The sequence below is a fragment of the Prosthecodimorpha hirschii genome (assembly GCF_001305515.1).
GTDB lineage: Bacteria > Pseudomonadota > Alphaproteobacteria > Rhizobiales > Ancalomicrobiaceae > Prosthecodimorpha > Prosthecodimorpha hirschii.
Genome location: NZ_LJYW01000001.1, coordinates 3,076,536 through 3,099,195 on the forward strand (window position 1 = coordinate 3,076,536; position 22,660 = coordinate 3,099,195).

At 68.7% G+C, this 22,660-nt stretch carries 22 protein-coding genes; 11 read left to right on the forward strand and 11 right to left on the reverse strand.

What is annotated here, in order from left to right:
• Nucleotides 1-74: 74 nt before the first annotated feature.
• A complete protein-coding gene (locus ABB55_RS13390; RefSeq protein WP_276326422.1) occupies nucleotides 75-1,349 on the reverse strand; it encodes a ubiquinone biosynthesis hydroxylase in 1,275 nt (424 codons plus the stop codon).
• A 109-nt stretch (nucleotides 1,350-1,458) separates the two neighbouring features.
• On the opposite strand from ABB55_RS13390, the gene ABB55_RS13395 reads away from it, so the two are divergent.
• The 6 genes from ABB55_RS13395 to ABB55_RS13420 all read left to right on the forward strand — a co-directional run bounded on the left by ABB55_RS13395 (nucleotide 1,459) and on the right by ABB55_RS13420 (nucleotide 7,596).
• Nucleotides 1,459-2,322: an acyl-CoA thioesterase gene (locus tag ABB55_RS13395; RefSeq protein ID WP_054359251.1), complete on the forward strand. Its 864-nt coding sequence runs from the start codon at nucleotides 1,459-1,461 to the stop codon at nucleotides 2,320-2,322.
• A 400-nt stretch (nucleotides 2,323-2,722) separates the two neighbouring features.
• Entirely contained in the window at nucleotides 2,723-3,061 is a 339-nt protein-coding gene (locus ABB55_RS13400) for a P-II family nitrogen regulator (protein WP_054359252.1), read from the forward strand.
• A gap of 34 nt (nucleotides 3,062-3,095) precedes the next feature.
• Nucleotides 3,096-4,655: an ammonium transporter gene (locus ABB55_RS13405; RefSeq protein ID WP_054362042.1), complete on the forward strand. Its 1,560-nt coding sequence runs from the start codon at nucleotides 3,096-3,098 to the stop codon at nucleotides 4,653-4,655.
• A 164-nt stretch (nucleotides 4,656-4,819) separates the two neighbouring features.
• Complete coding sequence (locus tag ABB55_RS13410) at nucleotides 4,820-5,350, forward strand: dihydrofolate reductase family protein (protein WP_054359253.1); 531 nt, start codon at nucleotides 4,820-4,822, stop codon at nucleotides 5,348-5,350.
• Nucleotides 5,351-5,655: 305 nt separating this feature from the next.
• Complete coding sequence (locus tag ABB55_RS13415; protein ID WP_054359254.1) at nucleotides 5,656-6,651, forward strand: NAD(P)H-quinone oxidoreductase; 996 nt, start codon at nucleotides 5,656-5,658, stop codon at nucleotides 6,649-6,651.
• Nucleotides 6,652-6,891: 240 nt separating this feature from the next.
• Nucleotides 6,892-7,596 carry a DUF1013 domain-containing protein gene (locus tag ABB55_RS13420; RefSeq protein ID WP_054359255.1) on the forward strand — a complete coding sequence of 235 codons (705 nt, stop codon included), beginning with the start codon at nucleotides 6,892-6,894 and terminating at the stop codon, nucleotides 7,594-7,596.
• Between the two features lie 625 nt (nucleotides 7,597-8,221).
• On the opposite strand, the gene ABB55_RS13425 is transcribed toward ABB55_RS13420, so the two are convergent.
• From ABB55_RS13425 to rsmI, 5 genes are all read right to left on the reverse strand, one after another.
• Nucleotides 8,222-9,751: a YifB family Mg chelatase-like AAA ATPase gene (locus tag ABB55_RS13425; protein WP_054359256.1), complete on the reverse strand. Its 1,530-nt coding sequence runs from the start codon at nucleotides 9,749-9,751 to the stop codon at nucleotides 8,222-8,224.
• 201 nt (nucleotides 9,752-9,952) lie between these two features.
• Complete coding sequence (locus ABB55_RS13430) at nucleotides 9,953-10,894, reverse strand: substrate-binding domain-containing protein (protein WP_054359257.1); 942 nt, start codon at nucleotides 10,892-10,894, stop codon at nucleotides 9,953-9,955.
• Nucleotides 10,895-10,907: 13 nt separating this feature from the next.
• Entirely contained in the window at nucleotides 10,908-11,858 is a 951-nt protein-coding gene (gene gshB, locus ABB55_RS13435; protein WP_054359258.1) for a glutathione synthase, read from the reverse strand.
• Between the two features lie 81 nt (nucleotides 11,859-11,939).
• Nucleotides 11,940-12,320 (reverse strand): YraN family protein, encoded by a 381-nt coding sequence (locus ABB55_RS13440; protein WP_054359259.1) that lies wholly within the window; start codon nucleotides 12,318-12,320, stop codon nucleotides 11,940-11,942.
• Nucleotides 12,317-13,234 carry a 16S rRNA (cytidine(1402)-2'-O)-methyltransferase gene (gene rsmI, locus ABB55_RS13445; RefSeq protein WP_054359260.1) on the reverse strand — a complete coding sequence of 306 codons (918 nt, stop codon included), beginning with the start codon at nucleotides 13,232-13,234 and terminating at the stop codon, nucleotides 12,317-12,319. Before rsmI ends, ABB55_RS13440 begins: the two co-directional genes overlap by 4 nt.
• Nucleotides 13,235-13,398: 164 nt before the next feature.
• On the opposite strand from rsmI, the gene ABB55_RS13450 reads away from it, so the two are divergent.
• Together ABB55_RS13450 and ABB55_RS29760 are read left to right on the forward strand one after the other, a co-directional pair.
• The gene (locus tag ABB55_RS13450; RefSeq protein ID WP_054359261.1) at nucleotides 13,399-14,607 is read left to right on the forward strand and encodes a penicillin-binding protein activator; all 1,209 of its coding nucleotides are present in this window, start codon (nucleotides 13,399-13,401) and stop codon (nucleotides 14,605-14,607) included.
• A 61-nt stretch (nucleotides 14,608-14,668) separates the two neighbouring features.
• A complete protein-coding gene (locus ABB55_RS29760; protein WP_152982037.1) occupies nucleotides 14,669-15,364 on the forward strand; it encodes a hypothetical protein in 696 nt (231 codons plus the stop codon).
• 83 nt (nucleotides 15,365-15,447) lie between these two features.
• Here the strand turns inward: ABB55_RS29760 and hemW are convergent, their stop codons facing one another.
• The 3 genes from hemW to rph are packed head-to-tail and all read right to left on the reverse strand — an operon-like array spanning nucleotide 15,448 to nucleotide 17,960.
• Nucleotides 15,448-16,602, reverse strand: a complete 1,155-nt coding sequence (gene hemW, locus ABB55_RS13460; RefSeq protein ID WP_054359263.1) for a radical SAM family heme chaperone HemW — start codon at nucleotides 16,600-16,602, stop codon at nucleotides 15,448-15,450.
• Nucleotides 16,603-16,611: 9 nt separating this feature from the next.
• Nucleotides 16,612-17,247, reverse strand: coding sequence for an RdgB/HAM1 family non-canonical purine NTP pyrophosphatase (gene rdgB / locus ABB55_RS13465; RefSeq protein WP_054359264.1), 636 nt, complete (start codon nucleotides 17,245-17,247; stop codon nucleotides 16,612-16,614).
• Nucleotides 17,247-17,960, reverse strand: a complete 714-nt coding sequence (rph, locus tag ABB55_RS13470; RefSeq protein WP_054359265.1) for a ribonuclease PH — start codon at nucleotides 17,958-17,960, stop codon at nucleotides 17,247-17,249. The genes rdgB and rph overlap by 1 nt, the downstream gene beginning before the upstream one ends.
• Before the next feature lie 169 nt (nucleotides 17,961-18,129).
• Here rph and hrcA point away from each other — a divergent pair, with 169 nt between their 5' ends.
• The 3 genes from hrcA to hslU all read left to right on the forward strand — a co-directional run bounded on the left by hrcA (nucleotide 18,130) and on the right by hslU (nucleotide 21,415).
• Complete coding sequence (gene hrcA / locus ABB55_RS13475; RefSeq protein WP_054359266.1) at nucleotides 18,130-19,209, forward strand: heat-inducible transcriptional repressor HrcA; 1,080 nt, start codon at nucleotides 18,130-18,132, stop codon at nucleotides 19,207-19,209.
• Between the two features lie 165 nt (nucleotides 19,210-19,374).
• Nucleotides 19,375-19,938 (forward strand): ATP-dependent protease subunit HslV, encoded by a 564-nt coding sequence (gene hslV, locus ABB55_RS13480; protein ID WP_054359267.1) that lies wholly within the window; start codon nucleotides 19,375-19,377, stop codon nucleotides 19,936-19,938.
• 160 nt (nucleotides 19,939-20,098) lie between these two features.
• Nucleotides 20,099-21,415, forward strand: coding sequence for an ATP-dependent protease ATPase subunit HslU (hslU, locus tag ABB55_RS13485; RefSeq protein ID WP_054359268.1), 1,317 nt, complete (start codon nucleotides 20,099-20,101; stop codon nucleotides 21,413-21,415).
• Nucleotides 21,416-21,668: 253 nt separating this feature from the next.
• Here the strand turns inward: hslU and ABB55_RS13490 are convergent, their stop codons facing one another.
• Together ABB55_RS13490 and ABB55_RS13495 are read right to left on the reverse strand one after the other, a co-directional pair.
• Nucleotides 21,669-22,040 (reverse strand): helix-turn-helix domain-containing protein, encoded by a 372-nt coding sequence (locus tag ABB55_RS13490; protein ID WP_054359269.1) that lies wholly within the window; start codon nucleotides 22,038-22,040, stop codon nucleotides 21,669-21,671.
• Nucleotides 22,037-22,648: a Smr/MutS family protein gene (locus ABB55_RS13495; RefSeq protein WP_420848230.1), complete on the reverse strand. Its 612-nt coding sequence runs from the start codon at nucleotides 22,646-22,648 to the stop codon at nucleotides 22,037-22,039. The genes ABB55_RS13490 and ABB55_RS13495 overlap by 4 nt, the downstream gene beginning before the upstream one ends.
• Nucleotides 22,649-22,660: the final 12 nt, after the last annotated feature.

Below are 22,660 nucleotides of genomic sequence, written 5' to 3' on the forward strand. Positions count from 1 at the left end.
CCACGATCGTCACCGGCCCGGATGCCCGATCGACGCATGGCCGCCCTGTCGGGCGACGCCCACAAAGGCGCTGGTCAGATGGCCTCGCCACGCAACAGCCGCGGCATGTCGCCGCCGATGCCCGCCGCCTCGCGGATGAAGCGGCGCTTCAGGCCGGGCAGCCGGTCGACCAGCCCGAGCCCGATGTCGCGGATCAGGCGGATCGGCGTCAGGTCGTTGGAGAACAGGCGGTTCAGCACGTCGGTGACCATGCCCATCTCGAAGGCGTCGTAGCGCCGCCAGAGCTGGTAGCGCTCCAACACGTCGAACGCCCCGACATCCTGGCCGAGCCGGCGCGCCTCGATCAGAACCTCGGCCAGCGCGGCCGCGTCGCGGAAGCCGATATTCAGGCCCTGGCCGGCGATCGGATGGATGCCGTGGGCGGCATCGCCGCACAGCGCGAAGCGCGGGCGGACCCAGTCGCGCGCCAGCGTCAGGCCGAGCGGATAGGCGTGGCGCGGACCGGCCTGGCGGACCGCACCGAGATGGCGCCCGAAGCGACGTTCGAGTTCCAGCGCGAAGGTGAAATCGTCGCCCTCGACCAGCCGTCGGGCCTCGTCGGAACGCTCGGACCAGACCAGGGACGACCGGTGCCGGCCCTCGGCATCGTCGGCGAGCGGCAGGATCGCGAACGGGCCGGACGGCAGGAAGTGCTCCTCGGCCCGGCCTTCATGCGGCCGTTCGTGCGCGATGGTGGTGACGATGCCGGACTGGCCGTAGTCCCAGCGCACCGTCCGGATGCCGGCGAGATCGCGCAGCCGGGAGCGGGCACCGTCGCAGGCAACCAGCAGGCCGGCCTCGATCCGGCGGCCCGAAGCCAGCGTCAGCCGGGTCGCGCCCGGGCCGGTCTCGAAGCTGGAGACGCTGTCCGGCGCGATCAGGCCGATGCCGGTCGCCATCGCGGCATCGAGCAGCGCCCCGACCATGGCGGCGTTGGGCACCATATGGGCGAACGGCGTGCCGTCCTCCAGGGCGCCGCCGAAGGTCAGGAAGACCGGCCGGACCGCATCGCCGACGCGGCTGTCGGTCACCACCATCTCGGTGATCGGCTGGGCGGCCGGCGCGATCGACGACCACACGCCGAGCCGGTCGAGCATGGCGCGGGCAGCCGACGCCACGGCGGAAGCCCGGCCGTCCCGGCGCAGCGCCGCCGGCGGCTTCGGCTCGACGACCGCAACCGAGAGACCGGGATCGGCAGCCTTCAGCGCGAGGGCGAGCGAGAGCCCGACATAGCCGCCGCCGGCGACCACCACATCCTGACGCTCGGACATGTCCTTCGAACTCCTGCTGCTCTGCCGCCGGACGGCCAGCGATCCTGCACACCGAAATAGCACCGCGGCACGATTTCGCCAGACCGGCGGGTCGACATCCGGGTTCGCCCCCCTGTAACTCTGTCGCAACCGCCGACCGGAGTCCCGCATGAAAAGCGCCGTGGAACAGCTTCTGGAGTCGCTCGACCTGGAGCCCCTGGAGGTGAACCTGTTCCGCGGCCGCTCCCTGCAGGTCGGCTGGCAGCGCATCTTCGGCGGCCAGGTGATCGGCCAGGCGGTCGCCGCCGCGGCGCGAACCGTGGCCGACCGGGCAATCCACTCCCTGCACGCCTATTTCCTGCGCCCGGGCGATCCGTCGTACCCGATCGTCTACGAGGTCGACCGCATCCGCGACGGCGGCAGCTTCACCACCCGCCGGGTGCTCGCCATCCAGAAGGGCGAGCCGATCTTCTCGATGGCGGCCTCCTACCACAAGGCCGAGACGGGCCTCACCCACCAGATCGCCATGCCGGACGTGCCCGGCCCGGACGACCTGCCGAGCGAGGCGGAACTGCGCGAACGCTATCTGGCCGAAGCGCCCGAGAATGTCCGCCGCTACTGGATGCGGCCGCGGCCGATCGAGCTGCGCCCGGTCGATTTCCGCCACTATGTCAGTCGCGAGCCGCTCGAACCGACGCAATTCGTCTGGTTGCGCGCCACCGGTCCCCTCCCGGACGATCCGTCGGTGCATGCCGCCGTGCTCGCCTATGCGTCGGACACGACCCTGCTCGACACGTCGCTCTTCGCCCACGGCCGGTCGGTCTTCGACCACGACCTGCGGCTGGCCAGCCTCGACCACGCCATGTGGTTCCACGCGCCGTTTCGCGTCGACGACTGGCTGCTCTACGCCCAGGACAGCCCGGCGACCGGCGCCGGCCGCGGCTTCAACCGCGGCACCCTGTTCGACCGCACCGGCCGCCTGGTCGCCTCTGCGGTCCAGGAGGGCGTCATCCGTCAGGTGAGGCAGAGCTGACCTGCCTTAGAATCAGGCAGGATTTGCGGCGGATTTTCGGCTTTTGCCGCGCTGCAGCACGGGTCCGAAACGAGTCGGCCGGACCGCGCCGGCGAAGTCTGATCGATTATTAGGCAACGCCGATCCCGACTCCGCACCGGCACCCCCGTCGGGCTACGATCGCTTGCCTATTTTGTAGTCATCACTCTGCCCCCCAGGATGGCCGACTCCCCAGCGACCGCGATTCCTGTCGCGATGCCAACGGCTTGCGGCGCCGGCCGGAGTTGGCACGGAGATTGATTCCCTTCTGAGCACCGGGAGCCGAGCCGCGCCAATCCGCCACTCGTCACCGAATTCGTTCGACGGCCCGTCCGGGCCGAATAGGCCCGCGAGCGGGTACAGGAGAAACGGGAAAGCGTTCATGAAAATCGTGATGGCCATCATCAAGCCGTTCAAGCTGGACGAGGTGCGCGATGCCCTCACGGCGATCGGCGTGCAGGGTCTCACCGTGACCGAGGTCAAGGGCTACGGCCGCCAGAAGGGTCACACCGAGATCTATCGCGGCACGGAATACGCGGTCAGCTTCCTGCCCAAGATCAAGATCGAAGTCGCGGTCGCCACCGACCAGGTCGAAAAGGTCGTCTCGGCGATCTCGTCTGCGGCGAAAACCGGTCAGATCGGCGACGGCAAGATCTTCGTCTATGGAATCGATCAGGCTGTCCGTATCCGTACGGGCGAGACCGACGTCGAAGCGCTCTGAACTCAGGAGTTCCTGTAAAATGTCGATCTCAACGATGCTCCCCGAGCGCTCCCGGATCGCCAAGACGGCGTCCGCGGCGCTCGGCATCCTGGCTCTCACGACGCTCTCCGCTGCGGCGGCCGGTCCCGAACCGAACAAGGGCGACACGACCTGGATGCTGATCTCGACCATCCTGGTCATCCTGATGACGCTGCCGGGCCTGGCCCTGTTCTACGGCGGCCTGGTCCGCTCGAAGAACATCCTGTCGGTCCTGATGCAGGTCCTGTGCGGCTTCTCGCTGATCGCGATCCTGTGGGTCGTCTACGGCTATTCGGTTGCCTTCTCGAGCAACCCGAACGACGCGATGAACCCCTATTTCGGCGGCCTGTCGAAGATGTTCCTGGCGGGCGTGCTGACCGCCGATCCGACCGCCGGCCTGACCTTCGCCAACACGGGCACCTTCTCGAAGGGCGTCGTGCTGCCGGAGATCGTGTTCGTCATCTTCCAGCTGACCTTCGCGGCCATCACCCCTGCCCTGATCATCGGCGCCTTCGCCGAGCGCATCAAGTTCTCGGCCGTGATGGTCTTCCTGGTCCTGTGGTTCACCTTCGCCTATCTGCCGATGGCCCACATGGTCTGGTTCTGGGCCGGCCCGGACGCCTACACGCTCGCCGCCTCCAACGCGGACGCCATCAAGACCGCGCTGGGTGAGGAATCCGCCAAGAAGTTCCTCGACATGCTGGCCGCGGCCGGCGACGACAAGGCCAAGGTCGCCGAAGTGCTCACCGCCTATGGCGATGCGCTCGGCGCGACCGCCGGCTTCCTGTTCCAGAAGGGCGCGATCGACTTCGCCGGCGGCACCGTGGTGCACATCAACGCCGGTGTCGCGGGTCTCGTCTGCGCCATCATGGCCGGCCGCCGCGTCGGCTTCGGCAAGGAGAACATGGCGCCGCACAACCTCGTCCTGACCATGATCGGCGCCTCGCTGCTCTGGGTCGGCTGGTTCGGCTTCAACGCCGGCTCCAACCTCGAGGCCAATGGCCTGACGGCTCTGGCGGTCCTGAACACCATCGTCGCCACTGCCGCCGCCGCGCTCGCCTGGAGCCTCGCGGAAGGCATCACCCGCGGCCATGCCTCGATGCTCGGCGGCGCCTCCGGCGCAGTTGCCGGCCTCGTCGCCGTGACCCCGGCCGCCGGCTTCGCCGGCCCGATGGGCGCCATCGTGATCGGCCTCGTCGCCGGCATCGTCTGCTTCTGGGCGGTGACCTCGCTGAAGTCGATCTTCAAGTATGACGACAGCCTGGACGTGTTCGGCGTGCACGGCATCGGCGGCATCGTCGGCGCCATCCTGACCGGCATCTTCGTCGACCCGGCCCTCGGCGGCGCCGGCGTCACCAACTACCTGGCGACCGAAGCCACTGCCGTGGTCGGCTACGACCGCGCCGCGCAGATCACCTCCCAGCTCTGGGGCGTCGGCGTCTCAGTGGTCTGGACCGCGGTGGTCTCCATCGTCGCCCTGCTCCTGATCAAGGTCACGATCGGCCTGCGCGTCTCCGAGCCGGCCGAGCGTGAGGGTCTCGACATCACGAGCCACGGCGAGCGCGCCTACAACTAAGCCGTCTTCCACCCGGGCGGGTCGGTCTCCTCCCGACGACCCGCACGCGACGGCCACTTCGCCCCGGACGGCTTCCGTCCGGGGCTTTTCTTTGCCCGCAGACCGTCGCGCGCCGCCGGTCCGGGCCCTTTCCGGCGACGCGTCCGGCTCGGTAGGCTCGTGCCATGACCGAAGTGATTCTCTACATCGCGCATTCGATCGACGGCTTCATCGCCGACCGCCATGGCGGGATCGGCTGGCTGAAGCCCTATGACGGCACCGATTTCGGCTATGACGGCTTCATCCGGCGGGTCGACGCGGTGGTGATGGGCCGCAAGACCTACCAGGACTGCCGCGGCTTCGGGACCTGGCCCTATCCGGGCAAGTCGACCGTGGTGATGACCAAGGGGCCGCCGGTCGACGGCGACGGCCTGGCGGTGTTCGACGGCCGCAGCCCGCAGGAGATCCTGATCGATCTCGAACATGCCGGCCGCAAGACCGCCTGGATCGTCGGCGGCGGCGGACCGATCCGCGCCTTCCTGGATGCGGGCCTCCTCAAGCGCCTGATCCTGTTCCAGATGCCGGTGCTGCTCGGTGCCGGCACGCCGCTCTGGCCGCCCGGCCGCAAGAGCTATACGGCCACGCTGCGCCGGACCACCGCGCACGAGATCGGCGTGGTCGAAACGGAATACGAGATCGGCCGGACCTTCGTCTGAGCAGCCGGTGCCGATGAACCGACGGTACCGATGGCGCACAGGCGGCGCCGACGATTCCGTCGTCATAAGCGGGCATCATGGCTGCCGGCTCGATCGAAATGGCCGGTTCCGGCCCATGTCTCGGAAGGGCCCCACCAACCTATTGATGACACAGACAATTCGATCGGAGGCCGGAGAGACCGCGATGTCCGGGCCGGGGCAGCGGATTTCGAGGGCCGATGCAGGAATTCCGATTCGAGGGAAGTTGGGCTAGTGTCCCGACGCTTGGCGGGCGCAGCGCCCGCGCGTCCTCTCGGAGATGTTCGATGTCCCTGCCCGAAACCATGACCGCAATCGGCTATGAGGCGCCCGGCGGGCCGGACGTGCTGGTGCCGGTGACGCGGCCGGTGCCTGCGCCGGGACCGGGCGAAATCCTGGTCAGGCTGGCGGCGGCCGGCGTCAACCGGCCGGACGTGCTGCAGCGCCAAGGCGGCTATCCGCCGCCGAAGGGGGCGTCCGACATTCCGGGCCTGGAGATCGCCGGCACGGTGGTGGCGCAGGGTCCGGGCGCCGGACGCTTCGCGCTCGGCGCGACCGTGGTCGGCCTGGTTGCCGGCGGCGGCTATGCCGAATATGCGGTGGTGCACGAATCCAACGCATTGCCGGTGCCGGCCGGGCTTGATCTCGTCGCCGCAGCCGGCATTCCGGAGACCTTCTTCACGGTCTGGTCGAACGTGTTCGACCGCGCCGGCCTGAAGCCGGGCGAGACCTTCATGGTCCATGGCGGCACGTCGGGCATCGGCACGACCGCCATCCAGCTCGCCAAGGCCTTCGGCGCGACCGTGATCGCGACCGCCGGATCGGCGGCCAAATGCCAGGTCTGTCGGGACCTCGGCGCGGATCTGGCGGTCGACTATCGCGAACAGGATTTCGTGACCGCCGCCAAGGACTTCACCGGAGGACGCGGGGTCGACGTGATCCTCGACATGGTCGGCGGCGACTATATCGACAAGAACCACGAGGCCGCCGCCGTGGAGGGCCGGATCGTACAGATCGCCTTCCTGAAGGGGCCGAAGGCCACGGTGAACTTCACCCGGCTGATGCTCAAGCGGTTGGTCCATACCGGATCGACGCTGCGGGCGCGTGAAGTCCCCTTCAAGGCCGCGATCGCCGGTGCCCTGGAGGCCAAGGTCTGGCCGCTGATCGAGGCCGGCACGGTGCGGGTGGTGATGGATTCGACCTTCCCGCTCGCCGAGGCCGCCGCCGCCCATGCGCGCATGGAGACCAACGCCCATATCGGCAAGATCGTGCTGACGGTCTGAAGCCGCCGCCGGATCGGCGCCACCGCATCGGGTTGGCGCCGAGCGGGAGCCGGCCGGCAGCCGGCGCGGACGGCCGGGCCATCGTCCGAAGGTCCCGGCAGGCCGGCACCGCACCGCGGGACAATTTATTGCACAATGGCCGGGCACCGCGTATATAGTCGGCAATCCCGTCAATCGACGACAGATTTCAAGCCTCCCCCCGAAGGCCACCGGGAGAGGCCACGAGGAGGGTCCGCCCCGATGTCCAACGCGCCGAATACGCCGCTGATGCCGAAGGCGACCGCCGTTTGGCTGGTCGAGAACACCGCGCTCAGCTTCGAGCAGATCGCGTCCTTCTGCCGGCTGCACCCGCTCGAGGTGAAGGCGATCGCCGACGGCGAGGCCGCCCAGGGGATCAAGGGCCTCGACCCGATCATGTCCGGTCAGCTGACCCGCGACGAGATCGAGCGTGCCCAGCGCGACATCCGCTATCGGCTGAAGCTGGCCGAGCGCAAGGTGCGGGTGCCGGAGGCCAAGCGCCGCGGCCCGCGCTATACCCCGGTCTCGCGCCGCCAGGATCGGCCCAACGCCATCCTGTGGCTGCTGCGCAACCACGCCGAACTCAAGGACGCGGCGATCATGCGCCTCGTCGGCACGACCAAGACGACGATCCAGCAGATCCGCGAGCGGACCCACTGGAACGCCGCCAACCTGCAGCCGATGGACCCGGTCACGCTCGGCCTCTGCTCGCAGCTCGAACTCGACCTCGAAGTCGAGCGCGGCTCCAAGGGCGCACCGAAGCGCGAGGAAGGCGATCCGAACGCGCAGGTGCTGCTCTCGGTCGAACAGACCACGTCCGCCGCGGCGCTGGCCGAGCAGGACGAAGAGAAGGAGCTCGACGCGGAGAAGATCTTCGCCAAGCTCAAGAGCCTCAAGGGTCCGGTCGAGCCCGACGAAGAGCTCTGATCGCGCGCCGCTCCCAGGGAGCCAGCGCGCGGGGAGCCAACGCGAGGGGGCCAAGAAGCCCTTATACCGACGGTCACGGAATGCTCGTCGGCATTCGATACGCGAGTTTCTCATGCCTCTGACGCCTATGAGAAATTCGCGCTCCTTCAACGGCCCGCGGCGTCGGCATCCTGGGCCGCTGGTATTATCCAGAAACCTGGACATTCGAGCCGGCGGCCTTCGGGCCGCCGGTTTCGTTTGTGCAGCGTCGTCCGAGCCGTGTCGGCAGGATCGCATGGGCGCGGTCGCGGACCGCTCGCCATCCACTCAAGGGCGGTTCCGCCCGCCCTCGCCACCGCCACTGCCGGCACCGCCGCCACCGCGTATCTGCGCCATGGCCTTGCACACCGATCGTCGTCACCGGGAGATCGGGCCGGGCCCCTCTGGCCGCCATTCGCGTCGTCGGTCCGGCCCGGGCCTCCCGCCCGGTTCGGTCCCATCCCGAACCCGCCCAGGCCCAGCCCGAATCCGGGCTCCCCGGACCATCGCCGGTGAGGGCGGCCGGATGACGGCCAACTCAAACCTGCGCTGCCCGCGCAGGCGAGCCGGTGCGCAGGGGCTGGCCAGCGCACAGGGCCGCGTGCCGTCACGCCGCCAGCAAGCGTTCCCCGGCGCCGCGATAGCCGATCGCCTCGGCGATATGGATGCGGCCGACCCGTTCCTCGCCCTCCAGATCGGCGAGCGTCCGTGCCACGCGCAGGACGCGGTGATAGCCGCGCGCCGACAGTTTGAGCGCCTCGGCCGCCTGGGCGAGAAGCCGCGCGCCGGTCGCATCGGGCCGGGCGATCTCGTCGATCACCGAGGCGCCGCAGGTGGCATTGGTGGTGCCGGCGGAAAGTCCAAGCGCGGAGAAGCGTGCGGCCTGTACGGACCGGGCCGCGGCGACGCGCCGGGCGACGGTCGCGGAATCCTCCGACGGTGCCGGCATGACCAGATCGGCGGCGGTGACCGCCGCGACCTCGACCCGGAGATCGACCCGGTCGAGCAGCGGGCCGGACAGCCGTTCCTGATACTCCGCCGCGCAGCGCTCGCCGCGGCGGCAGACGAAGCCGGGTTCGCCGGCCCGGCCGCAACGGCACGGATTCATCGCCGCGACCAGCTGCATCCGGGCCGGATAGGAGATCCGGTGGTTGGCGCGCGCGATCATCACGCTGCCGGTCTCCAGCGGCTGGCGCAGGCTGTCGAGCACCTGCGGGTGGAACTCTGGCAGTTCGTCCAGGAACAGGACGCCGTGATGGGCGAGCGAGACCTCGCCCGGCCGGGCACGGAAGCCGCCGCCGACCAGGGCCGCCATCGAGGCCGAATGATGCGGCGCCCGGAACGGCCGCCGGTTCGACAGCCGGCCCTCGGCCAGTTCGCCGGCGATCGAGGCGATCATCGAGACCTCGAGCAGTTCCTTCGGATCGAGCGGCGGCAGGATCGAGGGCAGCCGCGCGGCGAGCATCGACTTGCCGGATCCGGGCGGGCCGATCATCAGGAGGTTGTGCGAGCCGGCCGCCGCGATCTCGAGCGCCCGCTTGGCGGTCTCCTGGCCCTTCACGTCCTTCAGGTCGGGCATCACGGCCGGGTTCTCGCGCATGCGCGGCTCCGGCCGGGCGATCACCTGGGTGCCCTTGAAGTGGTTGGCCAGCTGCACCAGGCTGCGGCCGGCGACGATGTCGATATCGGGGCTGGCCCAGGCCGCCTCCGAGCCGCAGTCGGCCGGGCAGATCAGTCCGCGCCCCATGGCATTGGCGCCGATCGCCGCCGGCAGAACGCCCGCGACCGGCGCGATGGTGCCGTCGAGCGCCAGTTCGCCGACCGCCACGAAATCGGCCAGCTGGTCGCCCGGCAAGGCCCCGATCGCCGCCATGATGCCGAGCGCGATCGGCAGGTCGTAGTGGCTGCCTTCCTTGGGCAGGTCGGCGGGCGCCAGATTGACCGTGATATGCTTCAGGGGCAGGCCGAGCCCGGTCGCGTAGAGGGCGGCGCGGATGCGCTCGCGGCTTTCCGCAACGGTCTTGTCGGGCAGGCCGACGATCGCGAAGGTCGGTTTGCCGCTGGTCAGCTGCACCTGGACATCGACCGGAACCGCCTCGATGCCCTGAAACGAGACCGTCGCGACATGTGCAACCATCGGCACCGAGCCCCTCTGCGAAACCGTCCCATTCTTAGAACGTTCCAGGAACTAATGCAACCGTGATTCGCCGCAATGCAAGAGATGCGAGCATTCCGGCGTCGTGCTGCAATCAGCGACAGGGGCGAACGAAATCCGAACAACCGGTGGAAAAGCCACCCTCTGGGTTGTGGTCGGTTGTACGATGCGAACGCATCGTGATCAGTTCGGTGCCTTGATCAGGTCCAGCCGGGTGAAGGTGTCGAAGCCGACATAGACCACCTCCGGCACCTTGCGGCCCTGCTTCAGGTCCACCAGCAGATCGACCGCCTTGACGCCCATGTCGCCGGGTCTTTGCCCGACCAGGACATGACCCAGCCCTTCCCGGACCAGCGCCTTCTGGGCCGGCAGGGCATCGGCGACGACCAGAACGGTCTGCGCCTGATCGATGCGCTGCTTGTACTTGGCGACCAGCGCCCGCCACTCCTCGGCGGCCAGCATCGGCCAGGCACCGACCGAAATGATCAGGTCGATGTCGTTGCCGCCGGCAAGCGCGCGGTCGACCATGCGCACCGCGTCGGTGAAGGTGCCGTCGGTGACCAGCGGCGAGGTCTTCGCCTCCGTCCATCCGGTCGAAAGCGCGTCGCGCACGCCGGCGATGCGCTCGGCCAGATTGGGCAGGGTCGGATCGGCGGTGACGATCAGGAAGCGGCCGCCCTTGGGCTTCCAGCGCCGCGCGGAGGCACCGAGCGTGCGGCCGAAATCCTTGGCGTTGGTGCCGATGAAGGCCTGTCTGTGGCTGCGCGGCTGGTCGCCGTCGAAGGTCACCACCGGGACGCCGGCCGCCACCGCCTCGTCGATCGCGGTCGTCACGTCCGGCATCGTCTCCGGCGAGACCGCAATGCCATCGATGCCCTCCTTGACCAGATCGCGGATCAGCTGCGCCTGGCTGCGCGCCTCGGCCCCGCCGGGCGCGGCATAGACGCAGGTGACCGATTTCAGCTCGCGCGCCCGCTCGCCGCAGCCGTCGCGGATGGCCTGGAAGAAGGGGCTCTCGCCGGTCGGCGGCACGATGGCGAACTGGTAGGGTTGCGCCGCGGACGTCCCGCTCCAGGCCGCCAGGAGCAGGAATGCCGCCGCAACCGACCTCGTCATCCGCGCCATGCCGCCCTCCCGTTCAGGCCCGACCGGCCCGCCGCGCTTCGATCCGGTCCCAGATCATCGCCGCGATGTCCGGGCCGCCCAGCCGCTTCACCGCCCGGATGCCGGTCGGCGAGGTGACGTTGATTTCGGTCAGGAAGCCGCCGATCACGTCGATGCCGACGAAGATCAGGCCGCGTTCGCGCAAGGCCGGCCCGAGTCGGGCACAGATCTCGCGCTCGCGCGGGGTCAGCTCGGTCGCCACCGCCTGGCCGCCGCGAACCATGTTGGAGCGCAGGTCGTCGGCCGCCGGTACGCGATTGATGGCGCCGGCGAATTCCCCGTCGACCAGGATGATGCGCTTGTCGCCGTCGCGCACCTCGGCACGATACTGCTGGGTCACCCAGGGCTCGCGGAAGGTGGTCGAGAACATGTCCATCAGCGAGCCGAAATTCTCGTCCTCGGCCTTGACCCGGAACACCGCCGCGCCGCCGTTGCCGTAGAGCGGCTTCATCACGACGTCGCGATATTCGGCCCGGAAGGCGCGGATCTCCTCGGCATCGCGCGAGATCAGTGTCGGCGGCATCAGGTCCGGGAACTCGGTCACGAAGACCTTTTCGGGCGCGTTGCGGACATGGGCCGGGTCGTTGACCACCAGCGTCTTCGGATGGATGCGTTCGAGCAGATGCGTTGCCGTAACGTAGTGCATGTCGAAGGGCGGGTCCTGGCGCATGTGGACCACGTCGAATTTCGACAGGTCGACCCGCTCCTTGTCGCCGAGGGTGAAGTGATCGCCCTCCTGGTCGCGCACCGCGACCGGCTCGACCACCGCAAAGACCTTGCCGTCGCGCATCGCCAGACGGTCGGCGGTGTAGTGCCAGAGCCGATGGCCGCGGGCCTGAGCCTCGAGCATCAGAGCGAAGGTGGAATCGCCACGGATGCGGATGCCCGCGATGTGGTCCATCTGTACGGCAACGTCGAGCGGCATCGGCAACTCCGGTCCTGCGATCCTGTTTCGTGTACCGCCCCCCGGGGCGGCCGACAATCCGGCGCGACGCCCGGCAGGATGTCACGCGCGGGGTCGGAAGGCATCCGGCATGTGGTGCGGCCAGCGCCGCGGTACCACCGCGACGAGGTCGAATCGCTGGTCGAAATCCTGCAGGGCAGGTCGGCGTGCGATCCATATCTCGGCCGCCGCGGCGATGCGCCGGGCGGTGCGGTCGTCGAGCGCCTCCAGGGCCGCGTCCAGCGTCGCGCGCGCCTTGACCTCGACGAAGACGACGGTGCGGCCGCGCCGGGCGACCAGGTCGATCTCGCCGCCCGCCGCCCGGAAGCGACGATCGAGGATCGCATAGCCCTTCAGGCGCAGAAGCCAAGCCGCGCGCGTCTCCGCCGACAGGCCCCAGCGATAGGCCGAGACGCGCGACGGATCGGCTGTCGGGCGCGTCATTCCTCGGCGTCCGCCGTGGATTTCAGCTGCAACGCGCGTTCGTAGAGCGCCTTGCGGTCGGCCCCGAGCAGGCGCGCCACCTCGGCGGCCGCCTTGCCGGGCGGCAGGCGGCCGAGCGCGGCGGTCAGCATGCCGTCGATGTCGGCCGCACTCGCCTCCTCGTCGGCCGGAGGGCCGATCACGATGACGATCTCGCCGCGCGGGTCGCGCTCGGTCCAGCGTGTCGAGAGCGTGGCGAGGTCGCCGCGCACGACCTCCTCGAAGGCCTTGGTCAGCTCCCGGCCGACCGCGCCGGGCCGGGCCGGGCCGAGCACGGCGGCCAGTTCGACGAGCGTCTCGGCGAGGCGGTGCGGCGATTCGTAGAAGACCAGCGTCGCCTTGACGGGGGCGAGCTCCTCGATGCGGCGCCGGCGCGCCTCGGTGCGGCTCGGCAGGAAACCCGCGAACAGGATCGTGTCGCTCGGCAGCCCGGAGGCGACCATGGCGGCCAGCAGCGCCGAGGCGCCCGGGATCGGAATGACCTTGCGCCCCTCCCCGATCGCCGCCTCGACCAGCTTGTAGCCGGGGTCGGACAGGAGCGGCGTGCCGGCATCCGAGACCAGCGCCACCGACCGGCCTTCCGCCAGCAGCGCCAGCAGGCGCGGGCGCTCGGCGGCGGCATTGTGCTCATGATAGGCGGTCATCCGCGTGCGAATGCCGTAGCGGTCGAGCAGGACGCGGGTGACGCGGGTATCCTCGCAGGCGATCAGGTCGGCGCCGGCCAGCGTCTCCAGCGCCCGGATGGTCACATCGCCCAGATTGCCGATCGGGGTGGAGACGATGTACAGAGCCGGCTCGGGACGCGCCGCCTCGAAACGTGCCGGCCCGATGTGGTAGGCTGTTCGGGTCGGGGGTCTGGCGTCGTCCTGCTGCATCGTCGGCTCTCCGGATCGGACAAGCTCTATCCGACCCGTGTCGGCCGGGCCACAGCCGATCGATCGGTAGCCGTGTTTTGACCTGCAGTCATCCTGAGGCCACAATCCAGCACCCTGTTCGGCCTGCTTCCTGTTCGAACCGTCAGCTTTCCGGAGATACGCCCGTGCCGTTCGCTGCCCGCCGCCCCACCGGATCGTCACGTCTGGCGCAGGCCGTCGTGATCGCGTCGGTCCTGGCGCTCGGCGCCTGCAACATGAACGGCGGCGGTCCGACCGCCGGCCTGTTCGGCGGCGAGAAGCAGACCACCGCGGCACCGCCGCCGAACAATCCGCCGGTGATCGGCGGCGGCGGCGTGAAGATCGCCATGATCCTGCCGACCACGGCGGGCGGCCAGTCCGGCCAGCTGGCCCAGCAGCTCAAGAATGCCGCCGATCTCGCCGTCCAGGAATTTCCCGGCGCGAACATCCAGATCGTGGTCAAGGACGACGGCGGCACGACCGAGGGCGGCCAGGCCGCCGCCAGCCAGGCGGTCGGCGAGGGTGCGCAGCTGATCATCGGCCCGCTCAATGCGGTCGCCGCACGCGGCGTCGCCGGCCCGGCCCGGCAGGCGGGCGTGCCGGTCGTCACCTTCACCACCGACACCAGCGTGGCCAGCCGCGGCGTCTATCTGATCGGCTTCCTGCCCTCGACCGACGTGGAGCGCATCGTCGCCTTCGCGGCGACGCAGAACCGGCGCAGCTTCGCGGCGCTGGTGCCCGACGACGCCTACGGCTCGGTCACCGAGGCCGCCTTCCGGCAGGCCGCCGCCCAGGCCAATGTGCGCATCCTCGGCATCGAGCGCTATCGCGACGCCACCGAGATGACCGCCAAGGCGCAGGTCATCGCCAAGCTCGGCGGCCAGATCGACGCCGTCTTCGTGCCCGACGTGGCGCAGAATGCCGCCATGGCGGTGCAGGCCATGACGGGGGCCGGGCTCGACCCGCGCAAGGTCAAGTTCCTCGGCACCGGCCGCTGGAACGATCCGGCCGCCCTCGCCTCCCCGGCGCTCGTCGGGGCCTGGTATCCGGCGGTCGACCCGGCCAAGGTCGACGGCTTCAAGTCGCGCTACCGGCAGACCTATGGCGGCGAAGCCAGCCCGCTCGCCGTGCTCGGCTACGAGGCCGTGTTCCTCGCCGCCGGCCTCGTCCGCAATGCCGGCCCGAACCCGTTCCGCGAGGATGTGCTCCTGTCGCGCAACGGCTTCCTCGGCGCCACCGGCGTGTTCCGCTTCCGCCCCGACGGCATCAGCGAGCGCGGCCTCGCCGTGTTCGAGATCACGCAGGGCGGCTCGAAGATGGTCGGCCCGGCCGAGAAGGCGTTCAACGGGACCTGAGCGCTAACATATAATATTTGCTCAAATTTTATCTTTGCATAATTATATCGAGGCAATGCTTATGCGTGCATTGATATTATTATTTTTTATGATCTGCAGCAATTCTGCTTTGGCGCTCAATCAAAGCGATTCTTCTCAGGTCCTTGCATATTGGGAAAATCTATTTGACGACCGGAATGTCCTCAGTTTGGAACGCGAAGCCGTTCAGCTGCGTCAACTGTCCGGCATGGCCTACCGAGACGAAGACCGACTGACCGTTACAGCCGCGAATGGCAAAGCCGTCTCCTTCGTCGATCGACCGGATTGCGATGGCCCGGAGGCAGCGGAATGCATCCGGCATCGCCTCGCCATGGTTCTTTCCAGCGTGAACGCAGTCCTCATTTTTCGCCAGCATTATGAGAATTATTCTTTTGCCCTGATCGATCTGAAGGAAGCAGCCACGTTTGATTTCAAGGATGTCCCCATCTTCTCGCCGGATAACCGTCATATTGCCGAGATCAGTAACGATCTGTCGACCGATGTCTTCATAAAGATATATGGATTCGATCAGAATGTTTTAACGGAAGAATATAGTGGTCACCCTTATTTCGACGACATGGGGAGCTCTGAATACAAACATCCAATCTGGCTCAACAGCCGTGAGCTCTCAGTGCAATCCGAAAAATTGGATCGGCAAAACAATACTAAGAGTGCCATTTCTTTTACTATAAAACTGGATAGCAATCGATCTTGGATTTTGAATTCCCTCCGCCAATAAATGTCATCCGTCTCCAATATTCCATATGAGAACGGCACGAATCTCGGGCGAACTTCCTGATATTCGAGACACGCGAGCCTCGCTCACGCCGCCAGGTCGGCGACGATAGCGTCCAGGATGGCGAAGCCGGCCGGGGTGGCCCTGAGGCGACCGTCGGGGGTGATCTCGACCAGGCCGTGGCCGGTCAGATCGGCGAGCCGGCTCGGATCCAGCGCGCGGCCGGAAATGGTCTCGAAGCGGGCGAGATCGAGGCCCTCGGCGAGGCGCAGGCCCATCAGCAGATACTCGTCGCCCTGCTCGTCGAGCGTCAGGAGATCGTCGACCGTGCGGCCGTGGCCTTGCGTCTCGACGCGCTGCAGCCAGCGCTCCGGCACCTTCTCGTCGGCGGTGGCATGGCGGCCGTCGCCGAGCACGAGCCGGCCGTGGGCACCCGGGCCGATGCCGACATATTCGCCATAGCGCCAGTAGACCAGATTGTGCCGGCATTCCGCGCCCGGCACGGCATGGTTGGAGACCTCATAGGCCGGCATGCCGGCGGCTTCGAGCAGGCCGCGCGTCGCCTCGTAGAGATCGGCGGCGGTGTCCTCGTCGGGGGTGACCAGCTTGCCGAGCCGGTGCAGGTCGGCGAAGCGGGTGCCCTCCTCGATGGTCAGCTGGTAGACCGACAGGTGGTCGGCGGCGAAATCGAGCGCCCGGCGCAGTTCCGCCGTCCAGGCCTCGACGGTCTGTTTCGGCCGGGCATAGATCAGGTCGAAGGAGAGCCGCGGGAAGGTCTCGCGCGCGAGCCCGATCGCCTTCAGGGCCTCTTCCACATTGTGCAGCCGGCCGAGGCTCTTCAGGTCGGCATCGTTCAGCGCCTGCACGCCGAGCGAGACGCGGTTGACGCCGGCCGCCCGGTAGCCGCGGAAGCGCTCGGCCTCGACGCTGGACGGGTTGGCCTCCAGGGTGATCTCGACATCGCTCGCCAGCCGCCAATGCCCGGCGATGGCGTCGATCACCGCGCCGACGGTCGCCGGCGCCATCAGGGACGGCGTGCCGCCGCCGAGAAAGACCGAGGTGACGGTGCGCCCGGGCACCAGCGCGGCGTCATGGGCGATCGCCGCCGTGAGGGCCCGCGCCCAGCGCGCCTGGTCGGGCGGATCGTGGCGGACATGGCTGTTGAAGTCGCAATAGGGGCACTTGGCCGCGCAGAAGGGCCAGTGCAGGTAGATGCCGAAACCGGGCTCGGTGGCGCTCATCGGCTCCGCTCAAGGCTCCAGGCAGGCGCGGGCGAACAGCGAGAAGGCGCGCGCCCGATGCGAGAGGCCGTCGCGACCCGGACCGCGGCCGTGCTTCTCCTCGCGCGTCATCTCGCCGAAGGTGCGCGTCTCGCCCTCGGGCAGGAACATCGGATCGTAGCCGAAGCCGAGCTCGCCGCGCGGCGGCCAGACCAGCGTGCCGTGAACCTCGCCGCGGAAGGTCTCGATATGGCCGTCCGGCCAGGCGAGGCAGAGCGCGGCGACGAAATAGGCATGCCGGGCCTCGGGCGCGACCGCGCCCTTCTGCTGCAGCAGTTCCTCGACATTGCGCATGGCGCGACCGAAATCCTTGTCCGGACCCGCCCAGCGCGCCGAATAGATGCCCGGATCGCCGCCGAGCGCGGTGACGGCAAGGCCGGAATCGTCGGCGAGCGCCGGCAGGCCGGAGGCTTCGGCCGCCGCCCGCGCCTTCAGCTCGGCATTGGCCTCGAAGGTCGTGCCGGTCTCCTCGGGCTCCGGCAGGCCGAGGCTGCCGGCCGAGACGGCCTCGAAGCCGTAGGGCCGGACCAGATCCTCGATCTCGACCAGCTTGCCCTTGTTGTGGGTGGCGACGACCAGCCGGCCGCCGGCGAGCCGGCGCGCCATCACAGGATCGCCATGCGCTGGAGATCGACCAGGCGGGCGATGCCGCCGCGGGCGAGATCCAGCAGGGCGTTGAGCTCTTCGGGCGTGAACGGCTTGCCCTCGGCGGTGCCCTGGATTTCGACGATGCCGCCCGAGCCGGTCATGACGAAATTGGCGTCGGTCTCGGCCGCGGAATCCTCCGCATAGTCGAGATCGAGCACCGGCGTGCCGCGATAGATGCCGCACGAGATGGCCGCGACATGGTCCTTCAGCACCTTGCCGTCGACCATCTTGCGCACGCGCATCCATTCCAGGCAGTCGCGCAGCGCCAGCCAGGCGCCGGTGATCGCCGCCGTGCGGGTGCCGCCATCGGCCTGGATCACGTCGCAGTCGATCGAGATCTGCCGCTCGCCGAGCGCTTCCAGATCGACCACGGCGCGGAGCGACCGGCCGATCAGACGCTGGATCTCCTGGGTGCGGCCGGACGGCTTGCCGGAATTGACCTCGCGCCGGGTCCGGTCATGGGTCGCGCGCGGCAGCATGCCGTATTCGGCCGTGACCCAGCCGCGCCGCTGGCCGCGCAGCCAGGACGGCACGCCGTCCTCGAGGCTCGCCGTGCAGAACACGTGGGTATCGCCGAACTTGACCAGGCAGGAGCCTTCCGCATGCTTGGACACGCCGCGCTCAAGCGTGACGGGGCGCAATTCGTCGTGAGCGCGTTTGGACGGACGCATGGGAGCCTCGGTCGGTTCGAAGGAGCGATGTCGGGTGGGTCGGGACGGTTCCGTAGCCGAGGCGGCCGGACGCATGCAAGCAAAATGGCCCGATCCCGGGAACGAGAATTGCACGGACGGCGCCGCCGTGGTTCCATCATCCCCCCCCTCCAACCTGTCAGAAAGTCCGATGATCCAGCCCCCGAAGGTCCCGCAAGCCGGCTCGCTCGCCCAGATCGACGAGCGCTCGCGGGAGATCTTCCGCCGCATCGTCGAATCCTATCTGGAGACCGGCGAACCGGTCGGTTCGCGCAATGTCTCGAAGGTGCTGCCGATCGCGCTGTCGCCGGCCTCGGTGCGCAACGTGATGCAGGATCTGGAACATCTCGGCCTGATCTACGCCCCGCACACCTCCGCCGGGCGGCTGCCGACCGAGGTCGGGCTGCGCTTCTTCGTCGACGCGCTGATGGAGGTCGGCGATCTCAGCCTCGAAGAGCGCACGCGCATCGAGGCCGAGGTCAAGGCCGGCGGGGCGCCGCGCTCGTCCGAACAGGTGCTGACCGAGGCGAGCCAATTGCTCTCCGGCCTGTCGCGCGGCGCCGGCATCGTGCTGACCAACAAGTCCGACCTGCGCCTGAAGCATATCGAGTTCGTCCGGCTGGAACCCGGCAAGGGCCTCGTCGTGCTGGTCGGCGAGGACGGCAATGTCGAGAACCGCATCGTCGAACTGCCGGCCGGCCTGCCCTCCTCCGCCCTGGTCGAAGCCGCCAATTTCATCAATGCCAATATCCGCGGCCGGACGCTCAACGAGGCGCGCGCCGAGATCGAGCGCCTGCAGATCGAGCGCCAGGCGCAGCTCGACGAACTGACCGCGCGCGTGGTCGAGGCCGGGCTGGTCAGCTGGGCCGGCGCCGCGGAGGGCCGGCCGCAGCAATTGATCGTGCGCGGCCGCTCGAACCTGCTCGAGGACGTGAAGGCGGCCGAGGATCTGGAGCGGCTGCGGCTCTTGTTCGACGATCTCGAACGCAACCGCGACCTGATCCAGCTGCTCGGTTCGGCCGAGCGCGGCGACGGCGTGCGCATCTTCATCGGTTCGGAAAACAAGCTGTTCTCGCTGTCCGGCTCGTCGCTGGTGGTCTCGCCCTATCGCGACAAGGAGAACCGCATCGTCGGCGCCCTCGGGGTGATCGGGCCGACCCGCCTCAACTACGGCCGGATCATCCCGATGGTCGATTTCACCGCCAAGGTCGTCGGCCACCTGCTGGGCTGACCCGGACGGCCGTGGCGGACGGCGGGTGCTGGCAATTCCGCAAGGCCATGCCTACATGCCGGTCCGACCACCCCTGCCCCAGCGTTTCCGTCCCGGCGGACCGGCGATCTTCCTGCTGCCGTCCGACCGTCCCGCCGTTCCGGAACCGCGCCCGGAGTACCCTTCATGGACGATACCCGTTCCTCCGCCCCCGTCTGGCACGGCACCACCATCCTGGCGGTGCGCAAGAACGGGCGCGTCGTGCTGGCCGGCGACGGCCAGGTCAGCGTCGGCCAGACGGTGATGAAATCGACCGCCCGCAAGGTCCGCTCGATCGCCAAGGGCGAGGTCATCACCGGCTTTGCCGGCGCGACCGCCGATGCCTTCACGCTGTTCGAACGGCTGGAAGCCAAGCTCGAACAATATCCGCGCCAGCTGACCCGCGCCTGCGTCGAGCTCGCCAAGGACTGGCGCCAGGACCGCTACCTCCGCCGTCTGGAGGCGATGATGCTGGTCGCCGACAAGGGCGTCACCCTGGTGCTGACCGGCACCGGCGACGTGCTGGAGCCCGAGGGCCATGTCATGGGCATCGGCTCCGGCGGCAACTATGCGCTCGCCGCCGCCAAGGCGCTGATGGACACCGAGCACGACGCCGAAACGATCGCCCGTAAGGCGATGGCGATCGCCGCCGAGATCTGCGTCTACACCAACACCAATCTGACGATCGAATCGCTGGCGAGCGACCTCTGACGGCGGCCAAGCCGCTCGGCGGCCTCGCCGCCCCGGCGGCTTTGCCGCATGGCGGTTCTGCCGCCCGCGGTGGCCCTGCCGCATGACGGGCCTCGGCCCCCTCGCCTGCCGCCCCCCGACGCCACACCCCTTTGCGGCCCCGCCGCCCGGACACGCCCCGATGACCAGTTTCTCCCCGCGCGAAATCGTCTCCGAACTCGACCGCTACATCGTCGGCCAGAAGGACGCCAAGCGCGCCGTCGCCGTCGCGCTCCGGAACCGCTGGCGCCGCCAGCAGCTCGAAGGCGCCATGCGCGACGAGGTGCTGCCGAAGAACATCCTGATGATCGGCCCGACCGGCGTCGGCAAGACCGAGATCTCGCGCCGGCTGGCCAAGCTCGCCAACGCGCCGTTCCTGAAGATCGAGGCGACCAAGTTCACCGAGGTCGGCTATGTCGGCCGCGACGTGGAGAGCATCGTGCGCGACCTGGTCGAGGTCGGCATCGGCCTCGTCAAGACGGCCAAGCGCGAGCAGGTGCAGGCCAAGGCGCATCTCTCCGCGGAGGAGCGCGTGCTCGACGCGCTGGTCGGCAAGGGCGCGAGCCCGGCCACCCGGGAGGCGTTCCGGGCGAAGCTGCGCGCCGGCGAACTCGACGACAAGGAGATCGAGATCGAGGTTGCGCCGGGCGGCCCGGGCGCCGGCATGCCGAATTTCGAGATGCCCAACCTGCCGGGCGGCGTCGGCGTCATCAATATCGGCGAGATGATCGGCAAGGCCCTCGGCGGCAACCGGAAGCCGCGCCGCGTCTTCGTCAAGGACAGCCACAAGCTCCTGATCGCCGAGGAATCCGACAAGCTGCTCGATCAGGATCAGGTCGTCCAGGAGGCGATCCGGGCGGTCGAAGAGGACGGCATCGTGTTCCTGGACGAGATCGACAAGATCTGCGCCCGGTCCGACGGCATGCGCGGCGGTGCCGATGTCAGCCGCGAGGGCGTGCAGCGCGACCTGCTGCCGCTGATCGAGGGCACCACGGTGGCGACCAAATACGGGCCGGTGAAGACCGACCACATCCTGTTCATCGCCTCCGGCGCGTTCCATGTCGCGACCCCGGCCGACCTCCTGCCGGAACTGCAGGGCCGCCTGCCGATCCGGGTCGAGTTGAAGCCGCTCGACCGCGAGGATTTCCGCCGCATCCTGACCGAGACCGAGGCCAGCCTGATCAAGCAGTATGTCGCGCTGATGCGGACGGAGGGCGTCGAACTAATCTTCACCGACGACTGCATCGACGAGATCGCCTCGGTCGCCGTCGACATCAACGCGACGGTCGAGAATATCGGCGCCCGCCGACTGCAGACCGTGATGGAGCGGATCCTGGACGACATCTCCTTCACCGCGCCCGACCAGTTCGGCCAGACCGTCACCGTCGACCGCGCCTATGTCCGTGCCCATATCGGCGACCTGGCCAAGAACGCCGACCTGAGCCGGTTCATTTTGTGACGGCGCGTCACTCCGATTCTTGAAAATCGGCGGAAACACGCTTAGATAGTGGAAGGGCAGGCACGCGCCGGATTGTCTCGGAGTTGCCTTCGGGCGGCAGCACCCTTCGCGGTGTGGATCACGAGCCGGGGGCCTGCCCTTTACGTTTCGAAGTATCGGAAGAATGCGTCCTGCTGTTCGTCGAGCCGGCTTTTGGCCCTCGACGGAACGAGCGTGAGCCCGTAACTGATCGCTGAGCCATCCATTTACGGCCTCACACCCCGTCCTTCGCGGCGGCGGCGCGCAGGCGGAAGGTCAGGTCGCGCAGCGAGGTCTTGGACAGGCCGCGGATGCGGGCGGCGAGAAGGTTGGCGAGTTCGGTCGCCTCCGGCTCGAGGCCGGAGGTGTCGATCACGATGCGCGGATCGGAGGCCTCGGCGAGGCGCTGCAATTCCTCGGCCTCGTCCCAGATGACGTTGAAATAGGCGATGATGCGCTGGACCATGAACCAGGTCGGCACGCCGCGCTTGCCGTGTTCGAGCGCCGACAGATAGGCGGCCGAGACGCCGAGCCCCTCGGCCATCTGGCGCAGCGTGACGCCGCGCTGGCGGCGCAATTCGCGCAGCTTGGCGCCGAACGGGGTCATGGATCGATCTCGATCGTCAGGTGGCGCGGCCGGCGCAGGCGGACATAGAGCGCGCCGGCGCCGCCATGGGCGGTATGGGCCTCGTCGAAGCCGATCACCACGTCGCGCAGGTCCGGCATCGCAAGCCATTGCGGCACCACCCGGCGCAGGATGCCGCGCTCCTCGCCGCCGAGCGCATAGGGTCCCGACGAACTGCGCCCCTTGCCGGTGATCACGATCACCATGCGGGTGCCACGGGCCTGCGCGCCGGCCAGGAAGCGGCGCAGTTCGCGATAGGCGTCGTGCTGCGTCATGCCGTGCAGGTCGAGCCGCTCCTCGATCGCCATCGTGCCGCGCACCAGCTTGCGCCGGGTGCGGGTGTCGATCGGGGCCAGCGGGGTCGGCGAGGGCTTGGCCTTCGGTTTGCCGGGCGCCTCGGGCGCCGGGTGGCGCGGCGGCGGCGGATGGGCGGTCGGGGAGGCGGCCGAGACGGGCGCGTCGTCGTGGACCGGCTCGGTCAGCGGTTCGGCCGGCGCAGGAGCGGCGGCCTTGCGGCGCCGGCGGCGGGCGAGGAGCGGGGAGACCGATTCGGCCACCTTGTCCCAGAGCGCCTTTTCCTCGTCGCTCAAGCCACGATTGCG

Excerpts from the sequence above, each read along its gene's own strand:
- ABB55_RS13440 (WP_054359259.1), bottom strand. The coding sequence starts at position 12,320 with ATGACGCGCCCGACAGCCGATCCGTCGCGCGTCTCGGCCTATCGCTGG.
- hrcA (WP_054359266.1), top strand. The coding sequence starts at position 18,130 with ATGATCCAGCCCCCGAAGGTCCCGCAAGCCGGCTCGCTCGCCCAGATC.
- ABB55_RS13415 (WP_054359254.1), top strand. The coding sequence starts at position 5,656 with ATGTCCCTGCCCGAAACCATGACCGCAATCGGCTATGAGGCGCCCGGC.
- gshB (WP_054359258.1), bottom strand. The coding sequence starts at position 11,858 with ATGCCGCTCGACGTTGCCGTACAGATGGACCACATCGCGGGCATCCGC.
- hslU (WP_054359268.1), top strand. The coding sequence starts at position 20,099 with ATGACCAGTTTCTCCCCGCGCGAAATCGTCTCCGAACTCGACCGCTAC.
- rph (WP_054359265.1), bottom strand. The coding sequence starts at position 17,960 with ATGCGTCCGTCCAAACGCGCTCACGACGAATTGCGCCCCGTCACGCTT.
- ABB55_RS13490 (WP_054359269.1), bottom strand. The coding sequence starts at position 22,040 with ATGACCCCGTTCGGCGCCAAGCTGCGCGAATTGCGCCGCCAGCGCGGC.
- ABB55_RS13395 (WP_054359251.1), top strand. The coding sequence starts at position 1,459 with ATGAAAAGCGCCGTGGAACAGCTTCTGGAGTCGCTCGACCTGGAGCCC.
- ABB55_RS29760 (WP_152982037.1), top strand. The coding sequence starts at position 14,669 with ATGCGTGCATTGATATTATTATTTTTTATGATCTGCAGCAATTCTGCT.
- rdgB (WP_054359264.1), bottom strand. The coding sequence starts at position 17,247 with ATGGCGCGCCGGCTCGCCGGCGGCCGGCTGGTCGTCGCCACCCACAAC.
- ABB55_RS13425 (WP_054359256.1), bottom strand. The coding sequence starts at position 9,751 with ATGGTTGCACATGTCGCGACGGTCTCGTTTCAGGGCATCGAGGCGGTT.
- ABB55_RS13430 (WP_054359257.1), bottom strand. The coding sequence starts at position 10,894 with ATGGCGCGGATGACGAGGTCGGTTGCGGCGGCATTCCTGCTCCTGGCG.
- ABB55_RS13420 (WP_054359255.1), top strand. The coding sequence starts at position 6,892 with ATGTCCAACGCGCCGAATACGCCGCTGATGCCGAAGGCGACCGCCGTT.
- rsmI (WP_054359260.1), bottom strand. The coding sequence starts at position 13,234 with ATGCAGCAGGACGACGCCAGACCCCCGACCCGAACAGCCTACCACATC.
- ABB55_RS13400 (WP_054359252.1), top strand. The coding sequence starts at position 2,723 with ATGAAAATCGTGATGGCCATCATCAAGCCGTTCAAGCTGGACGAGGTG.
- hemW (WP_054359263.1), bottom strand. The coding sequence starts at position 16,602 with ATGAGCGCCACCGAGCCCGGTTTCGGCATCTACCTGCACTGGCCCTTC.
- ABB55_RS13410 (WP_054359253.1), top strand. The coding sequence starts at position 4,820 with ATGACCGAAGTGATTCTCTACATCGCGCATTCGATCGACGGCTTCATC.
- ABB55_RS13405 (WP_054362042.1), top strand. The coding sequence starts at position 3,096 with ATGCTCCCCGAGCGCTCCCGGATCGCCAAGACGGCGTCCGCGGCGCTC.
- hslV (WP_054359267.1), top strand. The coding sequence starts at position 19,375 with ATGGACGATACCCGTTCCTCCGCCCCCGTCTGGCACGGCACCACCATC.